Origin of the sequence: Shinella zoogloeoides, assembly GCF_033705735.1 — a bacterium.
GTDB lineage: Bacteria > Pseudomonadota > Alphaproteobacteria > Rhizobiales > Rhizobiaceae > Shinella > Shinella zoogloeoides_A.
Window position 1 is genome coordinate 223521 of sequence record NZ_CP131130.1, and the last position, 21461, is coordinate 244981.

General features: G+C 65.0%; 22 protein-coding genes and 1 tRNA gene. 13 read left to right on the forward strand and 10 right to left on the reverse strand.

Going from position 1 to position 21461, the window contains the following annotated elements; genetic code table 11:
• The first annotated feature begins 27 nt into the window (after window positions 1-27).
• From ShzoTeo12_RS01070 to ShzoTeo12_RS01085, 4 genes are all read left to right on the forward strand, one after another.
• Window positions 28-354, forward strand: coding sequence for an SH3 domain-containing protein (locus ShzoTeo12_RS01070; protein WP_318910898.1), 327 nt, complete (start codon window positions 28-30; stop codon window positions 352-354).
• Window positions 355-515: 161 nt separating this feature from the next.
• Window positions 516-785, forward strand: a complete 270-nt coding sequence (gene rpsO / locus ShzoTeo12_RS01075; RefSeq protein ID WP_119257629.1) for a 30S ribosomal protein S15 — start codon at window positions 516-518, stop codon at window positions 783-785.
• A 306-nt stretch (window positions 786-1091) separates the two neighbouring features.
• Window positions 1092-3233, forward strand: coding sequence for a polyribonucleotide nucleotidyltransferase (pnp, locus tag ShzoTeo12_RS01080; protein WP_318910900.1), 2142 nt, complete (start codon window positions 1092-1094; stop codon window positions 3231-3233).
• A gap of 89 nt (window positions 3234-3322) precedes the next feature.
• Window positions 3323-4339, forward strand: coding sequence for a class I SAM-dependent methyltransferase (locus tag ShzoTeo12_RS01085; protein WP_318910902.1), 1017 nt, complete (start codon window positions 3323-3325; stop codon window positions 4337-4339).
• Between the two features lie 3 nt (window positions 4340-4342).
• Here the strand turns inward: ShzoTeo12_RS01085 and ShzoTeo12_RS01090 are convergent, their stop codons facing one another.
• On the reverse strand, window positions 4343-4801 hold the full coding sequence (locus tag ShzoTeo12_RS01090) for an Lrp/AsnC family transcriptional regulator (protein WP_318910904.1): 459 nt from the start codon (window positions 4799-4801) through the stop codon (window positions 4343-4345).
• Between the two features lie 130 nt (window positions 4802-4931).
• On the opposite strand from ShzoTeo12_RS01090, the gene ShzoTeo12_RS01095 reads away from it, so the two are divergent.
• Window positions 4932-5531 carry a LysE family translocator gene (locus ShzoTeo12_RS01095; protein ID WP_318910906.1) on the forward strand — a complete coding sequence of 200 codons (600 nt, stop codon included), beginning with the start codon at window positions 4932-4934 and terminating at the stop codon, window positions 5529-5531.
• Between the two features lie 46 nt (window positions 5532-5577).
• Here the strand turns inward: ShzoTeo12_RS01095 and fabI are convergent, their stop codons facing one another.
• From fabI to fabA, 3 genes are all read right to left on the reverse strand, one after another.
• The gene (gene fabI, locus ShzoTeo12_RS01100; RefSeq protein WP_318910908.1) at window positions 5578-6384 is read right to left on the reverse strand and encodes an enoyl-ACP reductase FabI; all 807 of its coding nucleotides are present in this window, start codon (window positions 6382-6384) and stop codon (window positions 5578-5580) included.
• Window positions 6385-6389: 5 nt separating this feature from the next.
• Entirely contained in the window at window positions 6390-7613 is a 1224-nt protein-coding gene (fabB, locus tag ShzoTeo12_RS01105; protein ID WP_318910910.1) for a beta-ketoacyl-ACP synthase I, read from the reverse strand.
• A gap of 64 nt (window positions 7614-7677) precedes the next feature.
• Complete coding sequence (fabA, locus tag ShzoTeo12_RS01110; protein WP_119257636.1) at window positions 7678-8193, reverse strand: 3-hydroxyacyl-[acyl-carrier-protein] dehydratase FabA; 516 nt, start codon at window positions 8191-8193, stop codon at window positions 7678-7680.
• 337 nt (window positions 8194-8530) lie between these two features.
• On the opposite strand from fabA, the gene irrA reads away from it, so the two are divergent.
• Window positions 8531-8950, forward strand: coding sequence for an iron response transcriptional regulator IrrA (gene irrA, locus ShzoTeo12_RS01115; RefSeq protein WP_119257637.1), 420 nt, complete (start codon window positions 8531-8533; stop codon window positions 8948-8950).
• A gap of 6 nt (window positions 8951-8956) precedes the next feature.
• On the opposite strand, the gene ShzoTeo12_RS01120 is transcribed toward irrA, so the two are convergent.
• Entirely contained in the window at window positions 8957-9589 is a 633-nt protein-coding gene (locus ShzoTeo12_RS01120) for a trimeric intracellular cation channel family protein (RefSeq protein WP_318910912.1), read from the reverse strand.
• Window positions 9590-9772: 183 nt separating this feature from the next.
• On the opposite strand from ShzoTeo12_RS01120, the gene ShzoTeo12_RS01125 reads away from it, so the two are divergent.
• Window positions 9773-10246, forward strand: a complete 474-nt coding sequence (locus ShzoTeo12_RS01125) for a hypothetical protein (RefSeq protein ID WP_119257639.1) — start codon at window positions 9773-9775, stop codon at window positions 10244-10246.
• A 1-nt stretch (window position 10247) separates the two neighbouring features.
• Here ShzoTeo12_RS01125 and ShzoTeo12_RS01130 read toward each other — a convergent pair whose 3' ends face one another.
• Window positions 10248-11039, reverse strand: a complete 792-nt coding sequence (locus ShzoTeo12_RS01130) for a YdcF family protein (RefSeq protein ID WP_318910915.1) — start codon at window positions 11037-11039, stop codon at window positions 10248-10250.
• A 24-nt stretch (window positions 11040-11063) separates the two neighbouring features.
• Window positions 11064-12233, reverse strand: coding sequence for a TMEM43 family protein (locus ShzoTeo12_RS01135; RefSeq protein ID WP_318910917.1), 1170 nt, complete (start codon window positions 12231-12233; stop codon window positions 11064-11066).
• Window positions 12234-12354: 121 nt separating this feature from the next.
• Here ShzoTeo12_RS01135 and ShzoTeo12_RS01140 point away from each other — a divergent pair, with 121 nt between their 5' ends.
• A complete protein-coding gene (locus ShzoTeo12_RS01140; protein ID WP_245424867.1) occupies window positions 12355-12642 on the forward strand; it encodes a DUF2934 domain-containing protein in 288 nt (95 codons plus the stop codon).
• Between the two features lie 102 nt (window positions 12643-12744).
• A complete protein-coding gene (locus ShzoTeo12_RS01145) occupies window positions 12745-13278 on the forward strand; it encodes an acyloxyacyl hydrolase (protein ID WP_119257643.1) in 534 nt (177 codons plus the stop codon).
• A gap of 57 nt (window positions 13279-13335) precedes the next feature.
• Here ShzoTeo12_RS01145 and ShzoTeo12_RS01150 read toward each other — a convergent pair.
• A tRNA-Ala gene (locus ShzoTeo12_RS01150) sits at window positions 13336-13411 on the reverse strand.
• A 145-nt stretch (window positions 13412-13556) separates the two neighbouring features.
• Complete coding sequence (locus tag ShzoTeo12_RS01155) at window positions 13557-13946, reverse strand: TIGR02300 family protein (RefSeq protein WP_119257644.1); 390 nt, start codon at window positions 13944-13946, stop codon at window positions 13557-13559.
• Between the two features lie 256 nt (window positions 13947-14202).
• Here ShzoTeo12_RS01155 and aroA point away from each other — a divergent pair, with 256 nt between their 5' ends.
• The 3 genes from aroA to rpsA all read left to right on the forward strand — a co-directional run bounded on the left by aroA (window position 14203) and on the right by rpsA (window position 18074).
• Window positions 14203-15570 carry a 3-phosphoshikimate 1-carboxyvinyltransferase gene (gene aroA / locus ShzoTeo12_RS01160; protein ID WP_318910920.1) on the forward strand — a complete coding sequence of 456 codons (1368 nt, stop codon included), beginning with the start codon at window positions 14203-14205 and terminating at the stop codon, window positions 15568-15570.
• A complete protein-coding gene (gene cmk / locus ShzoTeo12_RS01165) occupies window positions 15570-16205 on the forward strand; it encodes a (d)CMP kinase (RefSeq protein ID WP_318910922.1) in 636 nt (211 codons plus the stop codon). The genes aroA and cmk overlap by 1 nt, the downstream gene beginning before the upstream one ends.
• Before the next feature lie 162 nt (window positions 16206-16367).
• Window positions 16368-18074 carry a 30S ribosomal protein S1 gene (rpsA, locus tag ShzoTeo12_RS01170; RefSeq protein ID WP_119257647.1) on the forward strand — a complete coding sequence of 569 codons (1707 nt, stop codon included), beginning with the start codon at window positions 16368-16370 and terminating at the stop codon, window positions 18072-18074.
• A 67-nt stretch (window positions 18075-18141) separates the two neighbouring features.
• On the opposite strand, the gene ShzoTeo12_RS01175 is transcribed toward rpsA, so the two are convergent.
• Complete coding sequence (locus ShzoTeo12_RS01175) at window positions 18142-19641, reverse strand: hypothetical protein (RefSeq protein WP_318910924.1); 1500 nt, start codon at window positions 19639-19641, stop codon at window positions 18142-18144.
• Between the two features lie 393 nt (window positions 19642-20034).
• On the opposite strand from ShzoTeo12_RS01175, the gene ShzoTeo12_RS01180 reads away from it, so the two are divergent.
• Window positions 20035-21417: a nicotinate phosphoribosyltransferase gene (locus tag ShzoTeo12_RS01180; protein WP_318910926.1), complete on the forward strand. Its 1383-nt coding sequence runs from the start codon at window positions 20035-20037 to the stop codon at window positions 21415-21417.
• The last annotated feature ends 44 nt before the right edge of the window (window positions 21418-21461 follow it).

The window sequence follows — 21461 nt, forward strand, 5'->3', positions numbered from 1 at the left end:
TCTTCCTCCCATGCCGGGGTTTACGCCATGACGCCTTTCCTGCGGGCGGCCATCGCCGCCGCCATGCTTGCGGCCGCCGTAACGCCCGCCCTTGCCGCCGGCGAATGCGTGGTCGACGATCCGACCGGCACGCCGCTCAATGTCCGCTCCGCGCCGAACGGGCCGATCCTGACGACGCTGCGGAACGGCACGCGGCTGGAGGTGATCGAGGAAACGAGGATCGGCGCCAAGCGCTGGCTTTTCGTCTCGCGCGGGGGCGAGCGGCTCGGCTGGGTCTTCGGCGCCTATGTCGTCTGCCCGAAGGGCGGCGATGCGCCCGATCTGGCGCCGGGCCAGCCGGCCAGCCGCTTCTGACGGGCACCGGGCGGCGGTTGATCGCGGCCCCTTCCATTTCGCCCGCTAATGGTTTATAGGCACCGCCAGCAATGCGGGCCTGCCCGCTTGCCTTCACGGCCATCGCTGGACGACATCCCGGCTTTTGGCGACCTTTGTTCCCATTCATGAAAGGACATACGATGTCGATCACTGCTGAGCGCAAGGCTGCGCTGATCAAGGAATACGCCACCAAGGAAGGCGACACCGGTTCTCCGGAAGTACAGGTCGCGATCCTGACCGAGCGTATCAACAACCTGACCGGCCACTTCAAGGACCACAAGAAGGACAACCACTCCCGTCGTGGCCTTCTGACGCTGGTTTCCAGCCGCCGCTCGCTTCTTGACTACCTCAAGAAGAAGGACGAAGCCCGTTACAGCAAGCTGATTGCTGCCCTCGGTATTCGCCGCTAAGCAATTTCGGCGGGCGTTCCTCGTGAACGCCCGCCGCTTTCTTTTGCGGAAGAAATTTCCGCCGTACCGCTTCGTCAGTGCCGGCTGCGGCCGCCTCGCGGAACGGGATTCTCCAGCAGGCCGGATGGGCCGGTCCTGCGGAACCAACCGATGGCCTGTCATGGGGCAGGATTGCAGGATGCTTCGGGCGCGCGGCGCCATCCACGGAAGCCTCCCGCTGTCTTGCCCATGATGCGTCACGAACACGGATAGACCACCTGCGCCTTTTCGGGCGGCGGTGCGCGTATCCGTCAAGAAGGACAAGACATGTTCGATACCCATACGGTTGAAATCGAGTGGGCCGGCCGCCCGCTCAAGCTGGAAACCGGCAAGATCGCCCGTCAGGCTGACGGCGCGGTTCTCGCGACCTACGGCGAAACCGTCGTTCTCGCCACCGTCGTTTCCGCCAAGGCGCCGAAGCCGGGCCAGGATTTCTTCCCGCTGACCGTCAACTACCAGGAAAAGACCTACGCCGCCGGCAAGATCCCGGGTGGCTACTTCAAGCGTGAAGGCCGTCCGTCGGAAAAGGAAACGCTGGTTTCCCGCCTGATCGACCGTCCGATCCGCCCGCTCTTCCCGGAAGGCTACAAGAACGACACGCAGGTCGTCGTCACGGTCGTCCAGCATGACCTCGAGAACGATCCCGACGTCCTGTCGATGGTTGCCGCTTCCGCCGCGCTGACGATCTCCGGCGTTCCCTTCATGGGCCCGGTCGGCGCCGCTCGCGTTGGCTACATCAACGGCGAATACGTCCTGAACCCGCATCTCGACGAGATGGACGAGTCGGTTCTCGACCTCGTCGTCGCCGGCACGCAGGACGCCGTCCTGATGGTCGAATCCGAAGCCAAGGAACTGAACGAAGACGTCATGCTCGGCGCCGTCATGTTCGGCCACAAGGGCTTCCAGCCGGTCATCGACGCGATCATCAAGCTCGCTGAAGTGGCTGCCAAGGAACCGCGCGACTTCCAGCCGGAAGACTATTCCGAGCTTGAAGCCGAAATGCTCGGCCTTGCCGAAACCGAACTGCGCGCCGCCTACAAGATCACCCAGAAGGCTGATCGTTACGCCGCCGTCGACGCCGTCAAGGCCAAGGTGAAGGCACACTTCCTGCCGGAAGGCGTCGAGCCGAAGTACAGCGCAGAAGTCATCGGCGCCGTCTTCAAGCACCTGCAGGCCAAGATCGTTCGCTGGAACATCCTCGACACCAAGAGCCGCATCGACGGCCGCGACCTCGAAACCGTTCGCGCCATCGTTTCGGAAGTCGGTATCCTGCCGCGCACGCACGGCTCGGCTCTCTTCACCCGCGGTGAAACCCAGGCCGTGGTCGTTGCCACGCTCGGCACCGGCGAAGACGAGCAGTATGTCGACAGCCTGACCGGCATGTACAAGGAACGCTTCCTGCTGCACTACAACTTCCCGCCCTACTCGGTCGGTGAAACGGGCCGCATGGGCTCCCCGGGCCGCCGCGAAATCGGTCACGGCAAGCTTGCCTGGCGCGCTATCCGCCCGATGCTGCCGACGGCGGAACAGTTCCCCTACACGCTGCGCGTCGTCTCCGAGATCACCGAGTCGAACGGCTCGTCCTCGATGGCGACCGTCTGCGGCACCTCGCTCGCTCTGATGGATGCCGGCGTTCCGCTGGCAAAGCCGGTTGCCGGTATCGCCATGGGCCTCATCCTTGAAGGCGATCGCTTCGCGGTTCTCTCCGACATCCTCGGCGACGAAGACCACCTCGGCGACATGGACTTCAAGGTCGCCGGCACCGCCGACGGCATCACCTCGCTGCAGATGGACATCAAGATCGCCGGTATCACCGAAGAGATCATGAAGGTCGCGCTCAGCCAGGCGCAGGGCGGCCGCAAGCACATCCTCGGCGAAATGGCCCACGCCATCTCCGAAGGCCGCAGCCAGCTCGGCGAATTCGCACCGCGCATCGAAGTCATGAACATCCCAGTCGACAAGATCCGTGAAGTCATCGGCACGGGCGGCAAGGTCATCCGCGAAATCGTCGAAAAGACCGGCGCCAAGATCAACATCGAAGACGACGGCACGATCAAGATCGCGTCCTCGTCCGGCAAGGAGATCGAAGCGGCCCGCAAGTGGATCCACTCCATCGTCGCGGAACCGGAAGTCGGCATGATCTACGAAGGCACGGTCGTCAAGACCGCCGACTTCGGCGCCTTCGTCAACTTCTTCGGCCCGCGCGACGGCCTCGTGCACATCTCGCAGCTCGCCCAGGAGCGCGTTGCCAAGACCTCTGACGTCGTCAAGGAAGGCGACAAGGTCTGGGTCAAGCTGATGGGCTTCGACGAGCGCGGCAAGGTTCGCCTCTCCATGAAGGTCGTCGACCAGGCGACCGGCAAGGAAATCGCCGCCGACAAGAAGGGCGACGGCGAAGCCGCCGAGTAATCGGACACCAATGCATGAAGGGGGCGCGGAGCGGCACGTTCCGCGCCCCTTTTCTTTTTAGTAGACCAATCATCCGCCGAAAGCCGACCATGACCCGCGACGCCCTGAAAACTCTGTTCCATCCCTTCGCCTCCGGCACGCTCGGCCTGCCGGGTGAGGGGGAACGCTACCTCTTCCTCGGCGCGGAAGCCGGCCAGCGCCCGCCGGAAGGCTTTGGCGCGTCCCTGGAGGCGGTGCAGCCGCTGCGCTCGCTCTATCGCGGGCTGGAAGCCGTGCGCGCACCGGTCAAGCCCGTCATCGAGGGCGAGGATTTCGACGGCGCGCTCATCCTGATGACCAAGCACAAGGGCGAGAACGAGAACCGTATCGCCGAAGCCCTGCGCCGCGTGCGCACGGGCGGTCTGATCGTCGTTGCCGGCGGCAAGGAAGACGGCGTGCAGTCCATGCGCAAGCGCCTCGACCAGCTTGGCCTGACGGGCGATTCCATGCCGAAGTACCATGGCCTCGCCATCTGGTTCGCCCGCCCGGAAGACCCGGCGGAGGCGATCTCCAAGCTCGCGGCCAAGCCGGTGCGCATCGCCGGCCGCTTCACGGCGGCGCCCGGCATGTTCTCGCATGACCGCATCGACGACGGCTCCGAACTGCTCGCCACCCGCATCCCGGAGGATTTCAACGGCCATGCCGCCGATTTCGGCGCGGGCTGGGGCTATCTCTCGGTCATGCTCGGTGGCCGCGCGCCGCAGGCGAAGGGCATCGACCTCTTCGAGGCGCATTACGAGGCGCTGGAAGCCGCCAAGGAGAACATGGCGGAGAACTGCCCGAACATCCCGGCGCGCTTCTACTGGTTCGACCTGACGACGGAAACGCCGCGCGACCACTACGACCTCATCGTCATGAACCCGCCCTTCCACGAGGGCCATGCCGCCGACCATTCGCTCGGCGCTGGCATGATCCGCATGGCGGCGAAGTCGCTGAAGATCGGCGGCCGCCTGCTGATGGTCGCCAATCGCGGCCTGCCCTACGAGCCGGTGCTGAAGGAAGCCTTCAAGGAAAGCGGTGAGCTTTGCCGCAACGCCCGCTTCAAGGTGCTGTGGGGCAAGCGCTGAGCCCTACAAAGGCAGCGCGAAGCTCTGCTTGACCGTTTCGCTCGGCACATCCGTCTTGACGGTCTGGATGCCGTTCCTGCGGGTGAGATGCGTCGACTGGAAGCGGCGATAGTCTTCCAGGTCCGAGACGACGACGCGCAGCAGTGCGTCGCTCTCGCCGAGCATGATGTAGCACTCCACCACCTCCGGCAGCCGCTTCATCGCGGCGATGAAATGGTCGATGGTCTCGGCATCCTGCGCCGTCAGGGAGATGCGCGCGAACATGGAAAGCTGCAGCCCCACCTTCGCCTGATCCACCACCGCGACATAGCGGTCGATGACGCCGGCCTCTTCCAATAGCTTCACCCGGCGCAGGCAAGGGGAGGGCGACAGGCCGACCCGCCTTGCAAGCTCGACATTCTGCAGGCGGCCATCCTGTTGCAGTTCGCGCAGGATACGGCGGTCGATATCGTCGAGCTGCATTGAAATCCTCACAAACGTTCAAGCCATCCAGTGGCATGGAATGCCAAATTCTTGTCCATTGCTGGCATCTTCGCAACCCCGTTGCGCATGGGGCGGCATAGGCTGCCGATGTCTGGATGAGGAGGGCAGGATGGACTGGGCTTGGATAATGGCGGCATCTGGCTTTGCCTTCGCCATGGCGGGCACGCCGGGGCCGAACAATACGATGGTGACGGCATCGGGCGCCAACTACGGCTTCCGTCGCACCCTCCCGGTCGCAATAGGCATGGGCATCGGCGTGGCAGCCATCATCTTCGCTGTCGCGGCGGCAGGCGGCGCGGTCGTCTCGGACCCGCGCGTGCATCTGGCGCTGAAATGGATCGGCATCGCCTATCTGCTCTGGCTCGCCTGGCGTATCGCGACGGCTCCGGTCGGTCTTTCGTCCGGGAGCAGCCGGCAGCGGCCCTTCACCTTCGTCGAGGGTGCATTGCTGCAGCTCGTCAATCCGAAGCTCTGGGTGATGGTCGCGGGCGCTGTGGTGGCCTATGGCGGAGGCGTCGCAGGGGACCTAGCGATCCCCTCGGCCTTTGCCGTCATCTTCGGCGGCGCGACGCTGGTGAGCACGCTGGCCTGGGCCGGCATCGGCGTCGGCGCGGGGCGCTTCATGACGGGGGAGCGCAGCCTGAAACTGTTCAACAGAACCATGGCGTTGCTGCTGGTGCTGTCGCTCGTGCCGGTCGTGTTCGACTGAGCACAAAGAAAAACGGCGCGAAGGAGATCTTCGCGCCGTGTGTCTCTTACTCGCTGTCCGCTTTCGCCAGCCGCTCCAGCGTCGGCATGGAGGTGATGTTGTAGCCGGCGTCCACATAGTGGATCTCGCCGGTAACGCCGCTTGCCATGTCGGAGAGCAGGTAGAGCGCCGAATTGCCGACATCCTCGATGGTGACGGTGCGGCGGAGCGGGGCGTTCTTCTGCTGCCAGGAAAGCATGGCGCGGGCATCGGAGATGCCGGCGCCGGCCAGCGTGCGGATCGGGCCTGCCGAGATCGCGTTGACGCGGATGCCCTGCGGGCCGTAGTCGCCGGCAAGGTAGCGCACGGAGGCTTCCAGCGCGGCCTTGGCGACGCCCATGACGTTGTAGTTCGGCATGACGCGCACCGAGCCGCCATAGGTCAGCGTCAGCATCGCGCCGCCGTCCGTCATCAGGTCCGCCGCGCGCTTGGCGATCTCCGTGAAGGAGAAGCAGGAGATGACCATGGTGCGCGAGAAGTTGTCGCGCGAGGTGTCGGCGTAGAGGCCCTTCAGCTCGTTCTTGTCGGAAAAGCCGATGGCGTGCACGACGAAATCGAGCTTGCCCCACTTTTCCCGGATCGCTTCGATCGTCGCATCCACCGAGGCGATATCCTCGACGTCGCAGGGAATGACGAAATCCGAACCGAGTTCGGCGGCGAGCGGCTTGACGCGCTTGCCGAGCGCTTCACCCTGGTAGGTGAAGGCGAGTTCGGCGCCGGCGCCGGCCAGTTTCTGCGCGATCCCCCACGCGATGGAGTGATTGTTCGCGACCCCCATGATGAGGCCGCGCTTGCCGTTCATGATCCCCGTCATGCGTGTCATCCGTTGTGACGCTGGAAGACCAGCGTGGCGTTCGTGCCGCCGAAGCCGAAGGAGTTGGAAAGAACCGTGTCGATCTTGGCATTGTCGATGCGCTTGCGCACGATCGGAACGCCGTCGAATTCGGGGTCCAGCTCGGTGATATGCGCGCTTTCGCCGATGAAGCCGGCCTGCATCATCAGGAGGCCGTAGATCGATTCCTGCACGCCGGCAGCGCCCAGCGAATGGCCGGTCAGCGACTTGGTCGACTGGATGTGCGGGATTTTCTCGCCGAAGACTTCGCGGATCGCGCCGATCTCCTTCGAGTCGCCGACGGGCGTCGAGGTGCCGTGCGTGTTGATGTAGTCGACATCGCCCTTCACCGTGGCGAGCGCCTGACGCATGCAGCGCATCGCGCCTTCGCCCGACGGGGCCACCATGTCGTAGCCGTCGGAGGTCGCGCCGTAGCCGACGATCTCGGCATAGATCTTCGCGCCGCGGGCCTTGGCGTGCTCCAGTTCCTCGAGGACGAGGACGCCCGCGCCGCCGGCGATGACGAAACCGTCGCGGCTGACGTCATAGGCGCGCGAGGCGGTCGACGGCGTGTCGTTGTACTTGGAGGACATGGCGCCCATGGCGTCGAAGAGGTTCGACATGGTCCAGTCGAGGTCCTCGTGGCCGCCGGCGAACATGATGTCCTGCTTGCCCCACTGGATCATTTCCGCGGCATTGCCGATGCAGTGCGCCGAGGTCGAGCAGGCCGACGAGATGGAATAGTTGACGCCGTGGATCTTGAACCAGGTGGCGAGCGTCGCCGAGGCCGTCGAGGACATTGCCTTCGGCACGGCAAACGGGCCGATGCGCTTGGGCGAGTTGTTCTTGATGGTGATATCGGCCGCCTCGATCAGCGTGCGGGTGGACGGACCGCCCGAACCCATGATGATGCCGGCGCGCGGATTGGCCGAATATTCGGCCTCTTCAAGGCCCGAATCGGCGATGGCCTGCTTCATCGCGACGTGGTTCCACGCGCCGCCCTGCGAGAGGAAGCGGGCCGCGCGGCGGTCGACGAGATCGGTCGTGTCGATGTTCGGCGAGCCCCAGACCTGGCACTTGAAGCCGTGGTCGGCGAAGTCCTGGCTGAAGCTGATGCCCGAGCGCGCATCGCGCAGCGATGCCGTCACTTCGTCAGCATTGTTCCCGATGGAGGATACGATCCCCAGACCCGTGACAACTACCCGTCTCATATTCCTGACCTTTTCTTGAACGTCTCGTGGCGGGGGCGGCGCGCCGCCCCCGAGGCTTTCCGCCTCAGGCTTCCTTGTCCTTCGACAGGCCGACGCGCAGGTCGGTCGCCTGGTAGATGGTCTCGCCGTCGGCCTTCAGCCAGCCGTCCGCCGTGCCGAGCACGAGGCGGCCGCGCATGACGCGCTTGAAGTCGATGCCGTATTCCAGAAGCTTGGTGTCCGGCCGGACCATGCCCTTGAACTTCACCTCGCCGGTGGAGAGCGCCATGCCGCGGCCGGGCTCGCCGAGCCAGCCGAGGAAGAAACCGGTGAGCTGCCACATGCCGTCGAGGCCGAGGCAGCCGGGCATGATCGGATTGCCCTGGAAATGACAGGGGAAGTACCAGTCGTCGGGCTTCACGTCGTATTCGGCGCGGATATAGCCCTTGTCGAAGGCGCCGCCCGTCTCGGAAATGTCGGTGATGCGGTGGACCATCAGCATCGGCGGCAGAGGAAGCTGCGCATTGCCCGGGCCGAAGAGCTCGCCGCGGCCGCAGGACAGGATTTCCTCATAGTTGTAGCTGGATTGCCTGGTCGTCATCGAATGTCTCATCCCCGGTCTTGTACACGCTTGTTCAGCGCTAGATTTAGAGGAGGCGAGGCGGAATTTAAAGCGCCCGATCCCTCCCGTTTTGTCGCCGCACCCGTTTTGGGCGAGACGTTAATTCAGCAGTCCGCATACATGATGCGTGCGGTGACAGCCAGCGCAAATTGCCTTGGGCGGGGCCAAGGCCCCGGTTTTCCGCATGTTGCGCGCCCATCGGGCGCTGCAATCCTGGCCCATTGGGCGTTGCAATCCTATTGAATCCCGGCAGCGCTAAAGTTATATCGAAAGCTCAAGATTGTTGTTCAAGGCCAGACAAGCGGATCGCTCGCCCATGACGCATGCACACGAGTTGCCCATCGAAGAGCGCCTGCGCCATTCCGGCCTGCGCCCGACGCGCCAGCGCGTGGCCCTTGCCGACCTCCTGTTCGCCAAGGGCGACCGCCACCTGACGGTGGAGGAACTGCACGAGGAAGCCGTCACGGCCGGCGTTCCGGTCTCGCTGGCGACGGTCTACAACACGCTGCACCAGTTCACCGAGGCCGGCCTCATCCGCGTCCTGGCGGTGGAAAGCGCGAAGACCTATTTCGACACCAATGTCTCCGACCATCACCATTTCTTCGTGGAGGGCGAGAACCACGTCCTCGACATCCCGGTGAGCAATATCGAGATCGGCAACCTGCCGGAGCCGCCCGAGGGCATGGAGATCGCGCATGTCGACGTGATCATCCGCCTGCGCCCGCGCAAGGCCTGATCCTTCTCACATGACATCGTCCGGATGCCGCCCCGGCCGGGGCTTGTAGACCGGAAAGCGCCAGCCGAAGCGCAGGGCCCCGCCGCGAACGATGAAGGCGGCGCCCATGCCGATCGCTGAGGCGACCCACAGCGGCGCCTCCGCGACGGTGGCCCCCGTGAAGGCCGCGGCGCCGATCAGCGCGGCCGTGATGTAGACCTCCGGCCGCAGCAGCACCGAGGGCTCGTTGGCGAGGAGGTCGCGGATGATGCCGCCGAAGCTTGCCGTCAGTACGCCGGTGGTGATGGCGACGGTCGGCGAGCCGGTGGCGGCATAGCCCTTCGCCGCGCCCATCACGCAATAGGCCGAGACGCCCATGGCATCGAGCCAGAGCAGCAGCCGGTAGCGCGACTCGATGCGGTGCGCCAGCACGAAGACGACCAGCGCCACCGTCACGCAGACGATGAGATAGGTCGGGTTCACCACCCAGAAGACAGGTATCCCGAGGATGACGTCGCGGAACGTGCCGCCGCCGATGCCGGTCGCGGCGGCGAGGAACAGGAAGCCGATGATGTCGAGTTGCTTGCGCGAGGCCGAAAGCGCGCCCGTCGCGGCGAAGACGGCAACGCCCGTATAATCGAGCAGTTCAAGGATCGTCACGTCTTCCCCCTTATTCGCCGGGCCCCCAGCAGGCCAAGCCTCGCGACAGCTTTGCTGCCTAAAGCTGTTCCGGCAAGGTGCGTCCGGAATCGCCGACTGCAAAGGTGCGCGCGGCAGAATCACGCCGCATGCCGCACCCGGCCGCATAATGACCGAATCGCCCGCCATGGAAAGGTTTGAGAGATGGCCATCCGCATGAGTTTCCTCGCGCTCCTCTGCGCCGCGCTCGTCGCGGCCGCCACGCCCGTTCGCGCGGCCGAGATCGTGCCGGATGCCATGGCCGCCGTTCAGGCGGAAGTTGCCAAGCGCTGCAAGACGGCCGTCTATGGCGAGGACTTCGCCGAGAGCGTCGATTTCAACAACGACCGGCAGACGGATGCGATCTTCAATCTCGGGGCGGTCAACTGCGACGGCGTGCCGGGCGGCCTGTGCGGCAATGTCGGCTGCCCGCACGAATTCTATATCCGCGTGGCCGAGGGCGGCTATTTCCTCGCCGCCACGGCCGATCTCTACGGCTACGAGATGAAGAAGCGCTTCGGCAACATGGTGCTGGAGCTCAAGGCCAATGCGGCAAGCTGCGGCCGGAGCGACGACGAGTATTGCATCATGACCATCCGCGTGCGGAACACCCGCTTCGAGACGATCTCGAAGAAGTGACCTATTGCGGAAGCAGCGTATGTGTGCGGCCCGCGAGGTAATAGAAGAGCAGTCCCGTCCATTCGCGCAGCGCCGTCGTCATGAGCTGGCTGTTGGCCGATGGCTGGGAGAAATCGAGCCCGAGGCTCGCCCGCCCGGTCGTGCGGTAATCCGTCGGCCAGGGCTGCACGGCAAGGCCGAGCTTGCGGAAGAGGCCGACCGACCGCGGCATGTGGAAGGCTGACGTCACCAGCAGGCAGTTCCCGAGATTGTTCGCGGCAAGCAGCGCCTGGGTATTGGCGGCGTTCTCGAACGTGTCGCGGGAATCTCCCTCGCGGATCAGCCGTGTCGCCGGCACGCCGAACGCCTCGAAGAAGCGCGTGCCGACCACGGCGTCACCCTCATAGGCCCCGCTGAACGATCCGTCGCCGCCGGAAATCAGGATGCGCGCTTCGGGAAACTCCCGCGCCAGCCGCAGCGTTTCGACGAAGCGGTCGCCGGCCTGCGTCATCTCGAAGCCGCCGCGCGCCGCGATGATCTCCGATTCGAACCCGCCGCCGAGCGTGATGATGCAGGAGGGCCCGCCGCTGGCAAGCTCGGCGCGCGGAATGCGGTCTTCCAGCACCTGAAGGAGCACCGAACCGGTCGAGGTGAAGAGCGTCACGAAAAGGACGAGCGCGGCCATCGTCCCCGCCAGCGTTCCGATGCGCCGCCAGCCCAGCCGGCCCGCGGCAAGGCCGATGACGAGCAGTGTGAAGGTGAGGGAAAGCGGCTGGGCGAGAAGCCAGAAGATCTTCGAAATGTAGAAGGTCACGTCACGCCCATCCTGCCCGTTCCGTCATGCGGGTGCGGTCGCCGGGGCCGCCCCCTTGCCGCGCCGCAGATAGAGGATGCCGGCGGCAAGCGCAATGCCGGCGGCAAGAACCGCGATAGCGACGAGCGGCCGATAGGCGATCCACGCGACGGCGATGACCGCGGGCCCGACGAGCAGGGTGAGGATGAGCGCGATCGCCGTCGTGCCGAAGCGCACGATGGAACCGACGAAGGGTACGATGTCGGCGATCACGCCGAAGATGGAGAGGATGAAGGCGAAGCCGACGAGGAGCCCGACCAGCCCGCCGATGCGCACCGCCCAGGTGATGATCGTGTTTTCGCTCTGCGCCGCGTCGAACATCGCGGCCGCGTCGGAAATACCGGCCTCGCTGAGGAAGAGCTCGCGCCCGTTCGTCGTCTTGTAGGGAACGAGGCCCGTACCGCGCTGCGCGCCGACGAAGCTCGCCTCGGAAACATCCGATCGCTCGAAGCGGATGCGGATGTCGCCGATCTGCGGATCCTGCGGGTTGAGCGAGAAGACGGCCGCGCCGGCCATCACCGAGACGGGCTTGCCGAGCGAAACGGCCTCGCCGAGCCGGCTCGCCTCGGTCGCGCCGAGCGGCACGATGCGCTCCTTGCCGAGGCGGGCAACCGCGCGGCCCTCGATGCTGAAGGCGCCGATCGTCGCCGAGGGAACGGAGAAGCGCGCATCCGCGACCGGCTTCCTCGGATTGTCGTGGCCCGGCTGGCGGAAGCTGCCGGAGCTGATCTCGTCGCGGCTCCATTCCTTGCGGTAGGAATAGGTGGTGACGGTTTCCTCGCTGCCGCCGAGCTGCTTGCGCGTCTCGGACTGCGAGCTCTCGGCCCATTGATACATCTCGACGATGCGCTCGAGGCCGGCCGCGCCCTCGGCGGAAATGCCGAGCATATCGTCCTGCGGCACGCCGACCGGCTTCACCGGCCCGGAAATATGCACGAGCCTGCCGTCATTGGCCGGATCGACGCTGCCATTGTCGAGGGAAACCACGAGCCCGGCGCCCTCGACGAGGGCCCGGTAGGTCTTCACCGAGCGGCCCTCGTTCCAGAAGAGAAGCCAGATGCAGGCGACAAGCAGGACGAAGCCGACCAGTATCTTGATCAGCGCCCCCTTCAGCCTGGAAAACCAGGAGGTGGTCGTCGTTTCCGTAAAGCTCATGAAGTCCCCCGACAAGCCCGGCATTTTCCCCTGAAACGCGTAGCACGCCATGCTTATTCGCGGTTCCTGAATTGCGCAAGACGGGAACTTTCAGGCCGGCTCATCCGTTTATTCGACGCGAATAAAAGGGAGCACATCCATGACCGAGAACCGGGAAGACCGCATCCGCAGACGGGCCTACGAACTCTGGCAGCAGGAAGGCTCGCCCGAAGGCAAGCCGGACGACCATTGGCTGCAGGCGGAGCATGAAATCGACCATGGCGATGGCGAGATCGGCGGCGACGACGAGCCGAATCTCGCAGCGCTTCGCGAAGCCGCCCGCCAGCACAACGACACCTTCATCGTAAAGACCGACCTGGAGGACGCCGACCAGCGTGAGGCGACGCCCGGCATGCGCGAGCAGCCATAGGGCCGGCGAGGACATTTTCGGGCCCTTCGACATCTGATCCGTTTCTGGCTGTACAATCGCGACAGTCACGGCGAGACTTTTGCCGATGATTCGGGGGGCACTATGAAAAATGTTCCGGCAACCGCGCTCGTGCTGGCCTTCGCCGGCCTCGGCATCCAGCCCACCATGGCAGGCGACCTTGTCGATGAGGTCCGCCTCGGCGTGAGCGGGGTCGTGAAGGGCGATCACGACAAGGGTGCCGTCGGCTCCGCCGAAATCTACTTCGCGCCTTTCCACTCGTCCGAGACCGGTCTTGCCAAGGCCCTTCTCGAACCGCGCGTCCAGGTCGGCGTGTCGGGTGGCGCGGACGCGACGGACCAGGCCTATCTCGGCCTCAACTGGCATGTGCCGATCACCGAGACCTTCTTCGCCGAGGTCGGCGCGGGCGGCACGGTGCATAACGGCAACCTCGACAGTGGAACCGGCCCGCTCCTCGGCTGCCGCCTCCTCTTTCGCGAGCACGCCGCGCTCGGCATGCGCGTCACCGACAACGTCAACCTGATGGCGACCGTTGATCACTCGTCCCACGCCAACCTCTGCGACGGCCCCAACGACGGCATCACCCACGCCGGCGTGAGCATCGGGGTAAAGTTCTAGGGCGGAATACGGCAGCGGTTGTGTAGCGCTGTAGAAAGATCATTCTGCGGGAAGGTTTGGTGGAGCTAAGCGGGATCGAACCGCTGACCTCTTGCATGCCATGCAAGCGCTCTCCCAGCTGAGCTATAGCCCCATAACGGGTCCGGCAGAGCCGGTTTCCGGGAACCGAAGCGGTGTTGCCGTTCGGTGTGCGGCTTATTACTTCCGGGTTTCGGAGATGGCAAGCCGAAAAATGAAATCCGGCCGATTTTTTTGAAACCGGCCGGATTATCAAGGTCTTAAGCTTCGTCTTCGTCGCCGGTGACGCCGATGAGGTCGCTCATGTCGTCGTCGTCGTCATCTTCGTCCTGTTCCAGGAACGTGTCGTCGTCGTCGCCGTCGATTTCGACGTCGTCATCGCCGAGATCCGGCAGGTCGTCGCCGCCGGATGCATCTTCGTCGGCATCCTCGAGCGAGACGAGTTCGACTTCCGTGTTCTCGGTATCGACTTCGTTGGTATCCTCTTCCTCTTCCTTTTCGAGGACGGCCGCAGCCGAGGTCTCTTCGAAGAAGGAGAGCGGATAGGTCTTGCCCGTGTAGGGCGAAACGATCGGGTCGCGGTTCAGGTCGTAGAACTTCTTGCCCGTTTCCGGGTCGATGCGCTTGGTGCCGAGTTCCGGTTTTGCCACTGTCAAAGCCTCTCAGGTGCCGTTCGTTTGTCGGCGGGGCCGGTGTTTCCGGCGTGTTGAAGGGGAAAATGATTAGCCGGTCCCCTTAATCGTCTTGGGCTATCCTGTCAAAGCGAAACTTCGCGGGACCCGGCGACGGCCTTTCTGCCGAATGTTTTCGGGCAGGATGATGACGCTTTAAATCGTTTGTGATAGCAAGCCCGCACTTTCCCGGGCGATCCCGCCGGGGAACCGTGGAACTACAAGGAAGACGCCCATGTCGCACGGCGCTGTCGCACGGCCCGCAACCGCCCGCAAATCCTCCGGCCTTTCCGGAACCGTCCGCATTCCCGGCGACAAGTCGATTTCGCACCGTTCCTTCATGTTCGGCGGCCTTGCCAGCGGCGAGACGCGCATTACGGGCCTGCTCGAAGGCGAGGACGTCATCAATACGGGCAAGGCCATGCAGGCCATGGGCGCCAGGATCCGCAAGGAAGGCGACACCTGGATCATCAACGGCGTCGGTAACGGCGCGCTGCTGGCACCGCAGGCGCCGCTCGATTTCGGCAATGCCGGCACCGGCTGCCGCCTCACCATGGGTCTCGTCGGCGTCTATGATTTCGATTCCACCTTCATCGGCGATGCCTCGCTGACCAAGCGCCCGATGGGCCGCGTGCTAAACCCGCTGCGCGAAATGGGCGTGCAGGTCACCTCTGCAGAAGGTGATCGCCTGCCGGTGACGCTGCGCGGGCCAAAAACGCCGACGCCGATCACCTATCGCGTGCCGATGGCCTCCGCCCAGGTGAAGTCCGCCGTGCTGCTCGCCGGCCTCAACACGCCCGGCATCACCACCGTCATCGAGCCGATCATGACGCGCGACCACACCGAGAAGATGCTGCAGGGTTTTGGCGCGAACCTGACGGTCGACACCGATGCCGACGGCGTGCGCACCATTCGGCTCGAAGGCCGCGGCAAGCTGACGGGCCAGGTCATCGACGTGCCGGGCGACCCGTCCTCGACGGCCTTCCCGCTGGTGGCGGCGCTGCTCGTGCCGGGCTCCGACGTGACCATTCTCAACGTTCTGATGAACCCGACCCGCACCGGTCTCATCCTGACGCTGCAGGAAATGGGCGCGGACATCGAGGTCCTGAATGCGCGCCTTGCCGGCGGCGAGGACATGGCGGACCTGCGCGTGCGCTCCTCGGCGCTGAAGGGTGTCACGGTGCCGGAAGATCGCGCGCCGTCGATGATCGACGAATATCCGGTCCTCGCCGTGGCGGCCGCCTTTGCCGAAGGCACCACCGTCATGAACGGCCTCGACGAGCTGCGCGTCAAGGAAAGCGACCGCCTTTCGGCCGTCGCCGATGGCCTCAAGCTCAACGGCGTCGATTGCGACGAGGGCGAAGCATCGCTCGTCGTGCGCGGCCGCCCGGATGGCAAGGGTCTCGGCAATGCCTCGGGCGCTGCCGTCGCCACCTATCTCGACCACCGCATCGCCATGAGCTTCCTCGTCATGGGCCTCGTCTCGGAGAACCCTGTCACGGTCGACGACGCCACAATGATCGCCACGAGCTTCCCCGAATTCATGGACCTGATGACCGGCCTCGGCGCGAAGATCGAGCTTCACGACACGAAGGCCGCCTGATGACCTTCACCATCGCCATCGACGGTCCCGCCGCCGCCGGCAAGGGCACACTCTCCCGCCGGATCGCGGAGGAGTACGGCTTCCATCATCTCGATACGGGGCTGACCTATCGGGCGACGGCGAAGGCCCTGCTGGATCGTGGCCTGCCGCTCGATGACGAGGCGGTGGCGGCCGATGTGGCGAAGAACCTCGACCTCGGTGGGCTCGATCGCTCCATTCTGTCGGCCCACGCCATCGGCGAGGCGGCCTCGAAGATCGCGGTCATGCCCTCGGTGCGCCGGGCGCTGGTCGAGGCGCAGCAGGGTTTTGCCGCCCGCGAGCCGGGCACGGTGCTCGACGGGCGCGATATCGGCACGGTCGTCTGCCCGGATGCGCCGGTGAAGCTCTATGTCACGGCCTCGGCCGAAGTGCGCGCCAAGCGCCGCTCCGACGAGATCGTCGCCGGCGGCGGGGTGGCCGATTACGGGACGATCCTTGAGGATATCCGCCGCCGCGACGAGCGCGACATGGGCCGGGCGGACAGTCCGCTGAAGCCCGCTGACGATGCGCACTTGCTCGATACCTCGGAAATGAGTATAGAGGCGGCGTTTTCCGCGGCAAAGTCGTTCATCGACGCCGCGCTTAAGCACCAGTAACGCCAGGAAAAGTGCGCAAGCGGTTTTCCGTCCGGTGTTGCGAAACATAAGAACAAGGCCTGTCCCCGCGCCGGATTTGCTGCCCAAGGGTAGCGGATTGAGCCTCGTTCATCACCAACGCTAACCCCCGGCGCCCGTGCCTTTGGCACATCAGGAGTTTCAATGTCTCAAGCAAACCCCACGCGCGAAGATTTCGCAGCCCTTCTGCAGGAATCCTTCGCCGCTAACGATCTCGCCGAAGGCTATGTCGCCAAGGGCATCGTTACCGCGATCGAAAAGGACGTCGCCATCGTCGACGTCGGCCTCAAGGTTGAAGGTCGCGTTCCGCTGAAGGAATTCGGCGCCAAGTCCAAGGACGGCACGCTGAAGGTCGGCGACGAAGTCGAAGTCTACGTCGAGCGCATCGAAAACGCGCTTGGTGAAGCTGTTCTCTCGCGCGAAAAGGCTCGCCGCGAAGAAAGCTGGGCCAAGCTCGAAGTCAAGTTCGAAGCCGGCGAGCGCGTCGAAGGCGTCATCTTCAACCAGGTCAAGGGTGGCTTCACCGTCGATCTCGACGGCGCCGTTGCCTTCCTGCCGCGTTCGCAGGTCGACATCCGTCCGATCCGCGACGTCACGCCGCTCATGCACAACCCGCAGCCCTTCGAAATCCTCAAGATGGACAAGCGCCGCGGCAACATCGTCGTTTCGCGCCGCACGGTTCTGGAAGAGTCGCGCGCCGAGCAGCGTTCTGAAATCGTTCAGAACCTCGAAGAAGGCCAGGTTGTTGACGGCGTCGTCAAGAACATCACCGATTACGGTGCGTTCGTTGACCTCGGCGGCATCGACGGCCTGCTGCACGTCACCGACATGGCCTGGCGCCGCGTCAACCATCCGTCGGAAATCCTGTCCATTGGCCAGCAGGTCAAGGTTCAGATCATCCGCATCAACCAGGAAACCCACCGCATCTCGCTCGGCATGAAGCAGCTCGAGTCGGATCCGTGGGATGGCATCGGCACGAAGTACCCGGTCGGCAAGAAGATCTCCGGTACCGTCACGAACATCACCGACTACGGTGCGTTCGTCGAGCTGGAGCCGGGCATCGAAGGCCTGATCCACATCTCCGAAATGTCCTGGACCAAGAAGAACGTACACCCCGGCAAGATCCTGTCCACGAGCCAGGAAGTCGACGTTGTCGTTCTCGAAGTCGACCCGACGAAGCGCCGCATCTCGCTCGGTCTCAAGCAGACCCTCGAGAACCCGTGGCAGGCCTTCGCGCACAGCCACCCGGCTGGCACGGAAGTCGAAGGCGAAGTCAAGAACAAGACCGAATTCGGTCTGTTCATCGGCCTCGACGGCGACGTGGACGGCATGGTTCACCTGTCGGACCTCGACTGGAACCGTCCGGGCGAGCAGGTCATCGAAGAGTTCAACAAGGGCGACGTCGTCAAGGCTGTCGTTCTGGATGTGGACGTCGACAAGGAGCGCATCTCGCTCGGCATCAAGCAGCTCGGCCGTGACTCGGTCGGCGAAGCTGCTGCTTCCGGCGACCTGCGCAAGAACGCAGTCGTTTCGGCTGAAGTCATCGCGGTCAACGATGGCGGCATCGAAGTGAAGCTCGTCAACCACGAAGACATCACCGCGTTCATCCGTCGTGGCGACCTGTCGCGTGACCGTGACGAACAGCGTCCGGAGCGTTTCTCGGTCGGCCAGACCGTCGACGCCCGCGTCCTGAGCTTCTCGAAGAAGGATCGCAAGATCCAGCTTTCGATCAAGGCGCTGGAAATCGCCGAAGAGAAGGAAGCCGTCGCACAGTTCGGTTCGTCCGACTCGGGCGCTTCGCTCGGCGACATCCTCGGCGCGGCTCTGAAGAACCGCAACAACGCCGAGTAAGCCTTCGCTTACGAAATGAAGAGCCCGCGGGGAGCGATCCCCGCGGGCTTTTTCTTTGGGGGATCGGTCAGGTCCAGTAGTCGCCGAGCTTCTGGTAGAAGACGAGGCCGGGCTCCAGAACGCCGACCATCTCCGCCGTCTTCTCGCGACGGCGCGCCATGTCTGCGCTTTCGGGCTCTTCGCCCGGGGCGCCGCCCTCCGCTTCCGCTTCGCCGCCGCCGTCTTCGCCCTCGCCGGGGTTTTCCTCGTTGGCCTCGTCCTGTTCCGCCTCACGCGGCTCCGGCCATTCGACATTCTCTTCGGCCGGCAGGTAGGGCACGAAGGCGAGCGGCACGCCCTCGCGCAGCATCGGCGTTGCCACAAGCCTTTCGGGCGTGGCGTCGGCAAGCGCCACGGCAGAGGCGGCTCCGTGCGCCTGCTGCAGGGGCAGCGGCTTGTCGGGCTCGCCTGCCGGGCGCGGCTGTGTCGAATGCGTCGTCTCCGGCTGCGCCTTGCCGCCTGCCCGGCCGCCGTCCGCCTGGTCGCGGACCATCTGGGCGAGCTCCTGCTCGACCTCCGGCCCGAAGGGGCGTTCGAGCAGCGTGCGCAGGAAGCTCGCCTCTTCCGGCGAAAGGTTTTCCATTAGATGTGCGACGGCCTGCATGAGCATTTCGGGCGGCATGTCCCGCGTCACGGCCTGCAAGACGCCACGCGCGAGCGCCTGGCCGGCTGCATTGGCGATCTGCGCCCGCACCGGCGTCTCGGCGCGCTTCGCGATGGGGGCGGGTGCATCCAGTTCTTCGGCGCTGCCTTGATGGCGGAGCGTCGCGGCGGCGGCTTCCAGCGGTTCCTGTCCTGCGGCCTTTGCGGCGGGCAGGCGCGGTTCCGCGTGGGCCGACCCGCCGGTCGCGACGGCGGCTCGGCTCTGGAGGGGCAGCGGCTCGTCGGCCTCGGCCGTGTCGGCGGGCAGGGCGCGTGGCCTGCTGTTGCCGTCGAGATCGAAGATGCGCTTCAGTACGGTCTGGAGTGCGCGGGCATCGCCGGGCGTCTGCCCGGCCTGCTGCGTGCCGTCGTGGCGCGCGACGGCGGCAAGCTGCTGGGCGGTGAGTGCGACCGGTTTCTGCTGGCGTTCGGCAGCGCCGCCGGCAAGCGTCCCGGCCGGCAGGCTGGTTGTCAGGAGATTGGCGAGCTTCTGCGCTTCCGGTCCATTCGGATTGCGCACGACCTCGACGAGGCTGCGCGTCGGCATGGCGGAAAGCACGGTGCCGATCAGCTTCTCCACGCTCGGGCGCAGCTCCGGCGGCAGCCTTGTGATGATGTCGGCGAGCTTGCGGCCGCCTTCCCCGCCAGGCATGGACTTCAGGAGGGTGAGCAGCGTTTCGAGAAGGTCGCGGCCGGGATCGTTCCCGCCGGCCGGCGGCATGTGCTTCAGCATGGTCTCGATGAGGCGCAGGAGCACTTCGGCGCGCAGATTGGCAAGGGCGGCGGCGGAAAGCTGCGGCTTGACGGCGGCATCGGCCGTCCCGCCTGCCTGAAGGGCAGGGGTGGACTGTGCTGTGCCGGTCGTCGGTGCCACATGCGGCAGCATGCCCGCCTCCTGTTCGCCCTGCCGATGCCGTCCATCGCAAGGGCCTGCCAATGTTCCATCGTCCGTCGGATGGCGCATCATGCGCGACGCTGCGAAGTGACAAGCTGTCGGCCCGGCAAACCGGGCATTGATGCGGGGCGGCGGCGGGATGAACCGGCAGAGCACTGGACCGCTGACTGTGCGGGACGGGAAACCCGGAACGCCGAACAACGCTTTGGTTCCTACCATTGGCATTTTATGGTTAACGAAACGCTAACGGACCATGAATACTTCGCAGATGCAGTAGAACGGCGAGGTTGCTTTCGTAGCGCCCTTGCCCCTTATGCTCGGCTCGCGTAAATCTTCCCGGCACTGTTGGCCGGAGGCGGGCGGCGGATGCGGCGGAGACCCCTGATGAACCTCACCAACCTCATCCTCAATACCGACAGCTACAAGTTCAGCCACTACCTGCAATATCCGCCGCAAACGCAGGCGATCTCCTCCTATGTCGAGGCGCGCGGCCATTCCGACCATGCCGAGGTGCTGTTCTTCGGCCTCCAGATGTTCCTCAAGGAATACCTGTCGAAGCCCGCGACGCTTTCGGACATCGACGAGGCGGAGGCGATCGTCACCGCCCATGGCCTGCCGTTCAACCGCGAAGGCTGGGAACATATTGTTCACAAGCACGGCGGCTACCTGCCGCTCCTCATCGAGGCGCTGCCGGAGGGCACGCTGGTGCGCCGCGGGGTGCCGGTGGCGCAGGTGGTCAACACGGATCCGACCTGCTTCTGGCTGACCTCCTATATCGAGACCGCGCTGCTGCGCGCCATCTGGTATCCGAGCACGGTCGCTTCCAATTCGCGCAAGGTGAAGCAGATCATCCAGCCCATCCTGGAAAAGACCTGCGAAGACCCGGCCGCGGTGCTGCCCTTCCGCCTGCATGATTTCGGCGCGCGCGGCACGACGAGCTTCGAGCAGGCCGGCATCGGCGGCGTCGCCCATCTCGTCAATTTCATGGGCACGGATACGGTGACCGGCGTGCTCTATGCCCGCCGCTACTACGGCGCGGACATGGCCGGCTTCTCGATCCCGGCCTCCGAGCACTCGACCATGACCTCCTGGGGTCAGGACCGCGAGGCGGAAGCCTATGGCAACATGATCGACCAGTTCGGCAGCAAGGGGCTCTATGCCGTCGTGTCGGACAGCTACGACATCAACAATGCCGTTTCGGAGATCTGGGGCAAGCAGCTCAAGGATCGCGTGCAGGCGGCCGGCGGCACGCTCGTCGTGCGCCCCGACAGCGGCGATCCGGTGGAAACCCCGGTGCAGGTGGTGCGCCAGCTCGCCTATGCCTTCGGCACGCATCTCAACGCCAAGAGCTACAAGGTGCTCGACAACAGCGTGCGCGTCATCCAGGGCGACGGCATCTCGCCGGCCGATATCGGCCTCATCCTCGGCCGGCTGGAGGCCTTCGGCTTCTCGGCGGAGAATATCGCCTTCGGCATGGGGGCGGGGCTGCTCCAGCGCGTCAATCGCGACACCTATTCCTTCGCCATGAAGGCCAATGCCCGGCAGGACGCCAAAGGGGCCTGGCACGACGTCTACAAGCGCCCGGCGACCATGAACGTCAAGGCCTCCAAGGCCGGCCGACAGGCGGTGGTCGAAGGCTATCTCGGCCCGGAAGCGGCGCGCGTTGACCAGCTTGCCGGCCGGCGGAACCTGTTGCAGCCGGTCTGGCGCGACGGAAGGCTGCTGGTGGACTGGACCCTCGACGAGGTGCGCGCCCGCGCCGTCTGAGGCCCTTGCGGTCCGGCCCCGGCCGCTCCATCTTCAGGTCGATG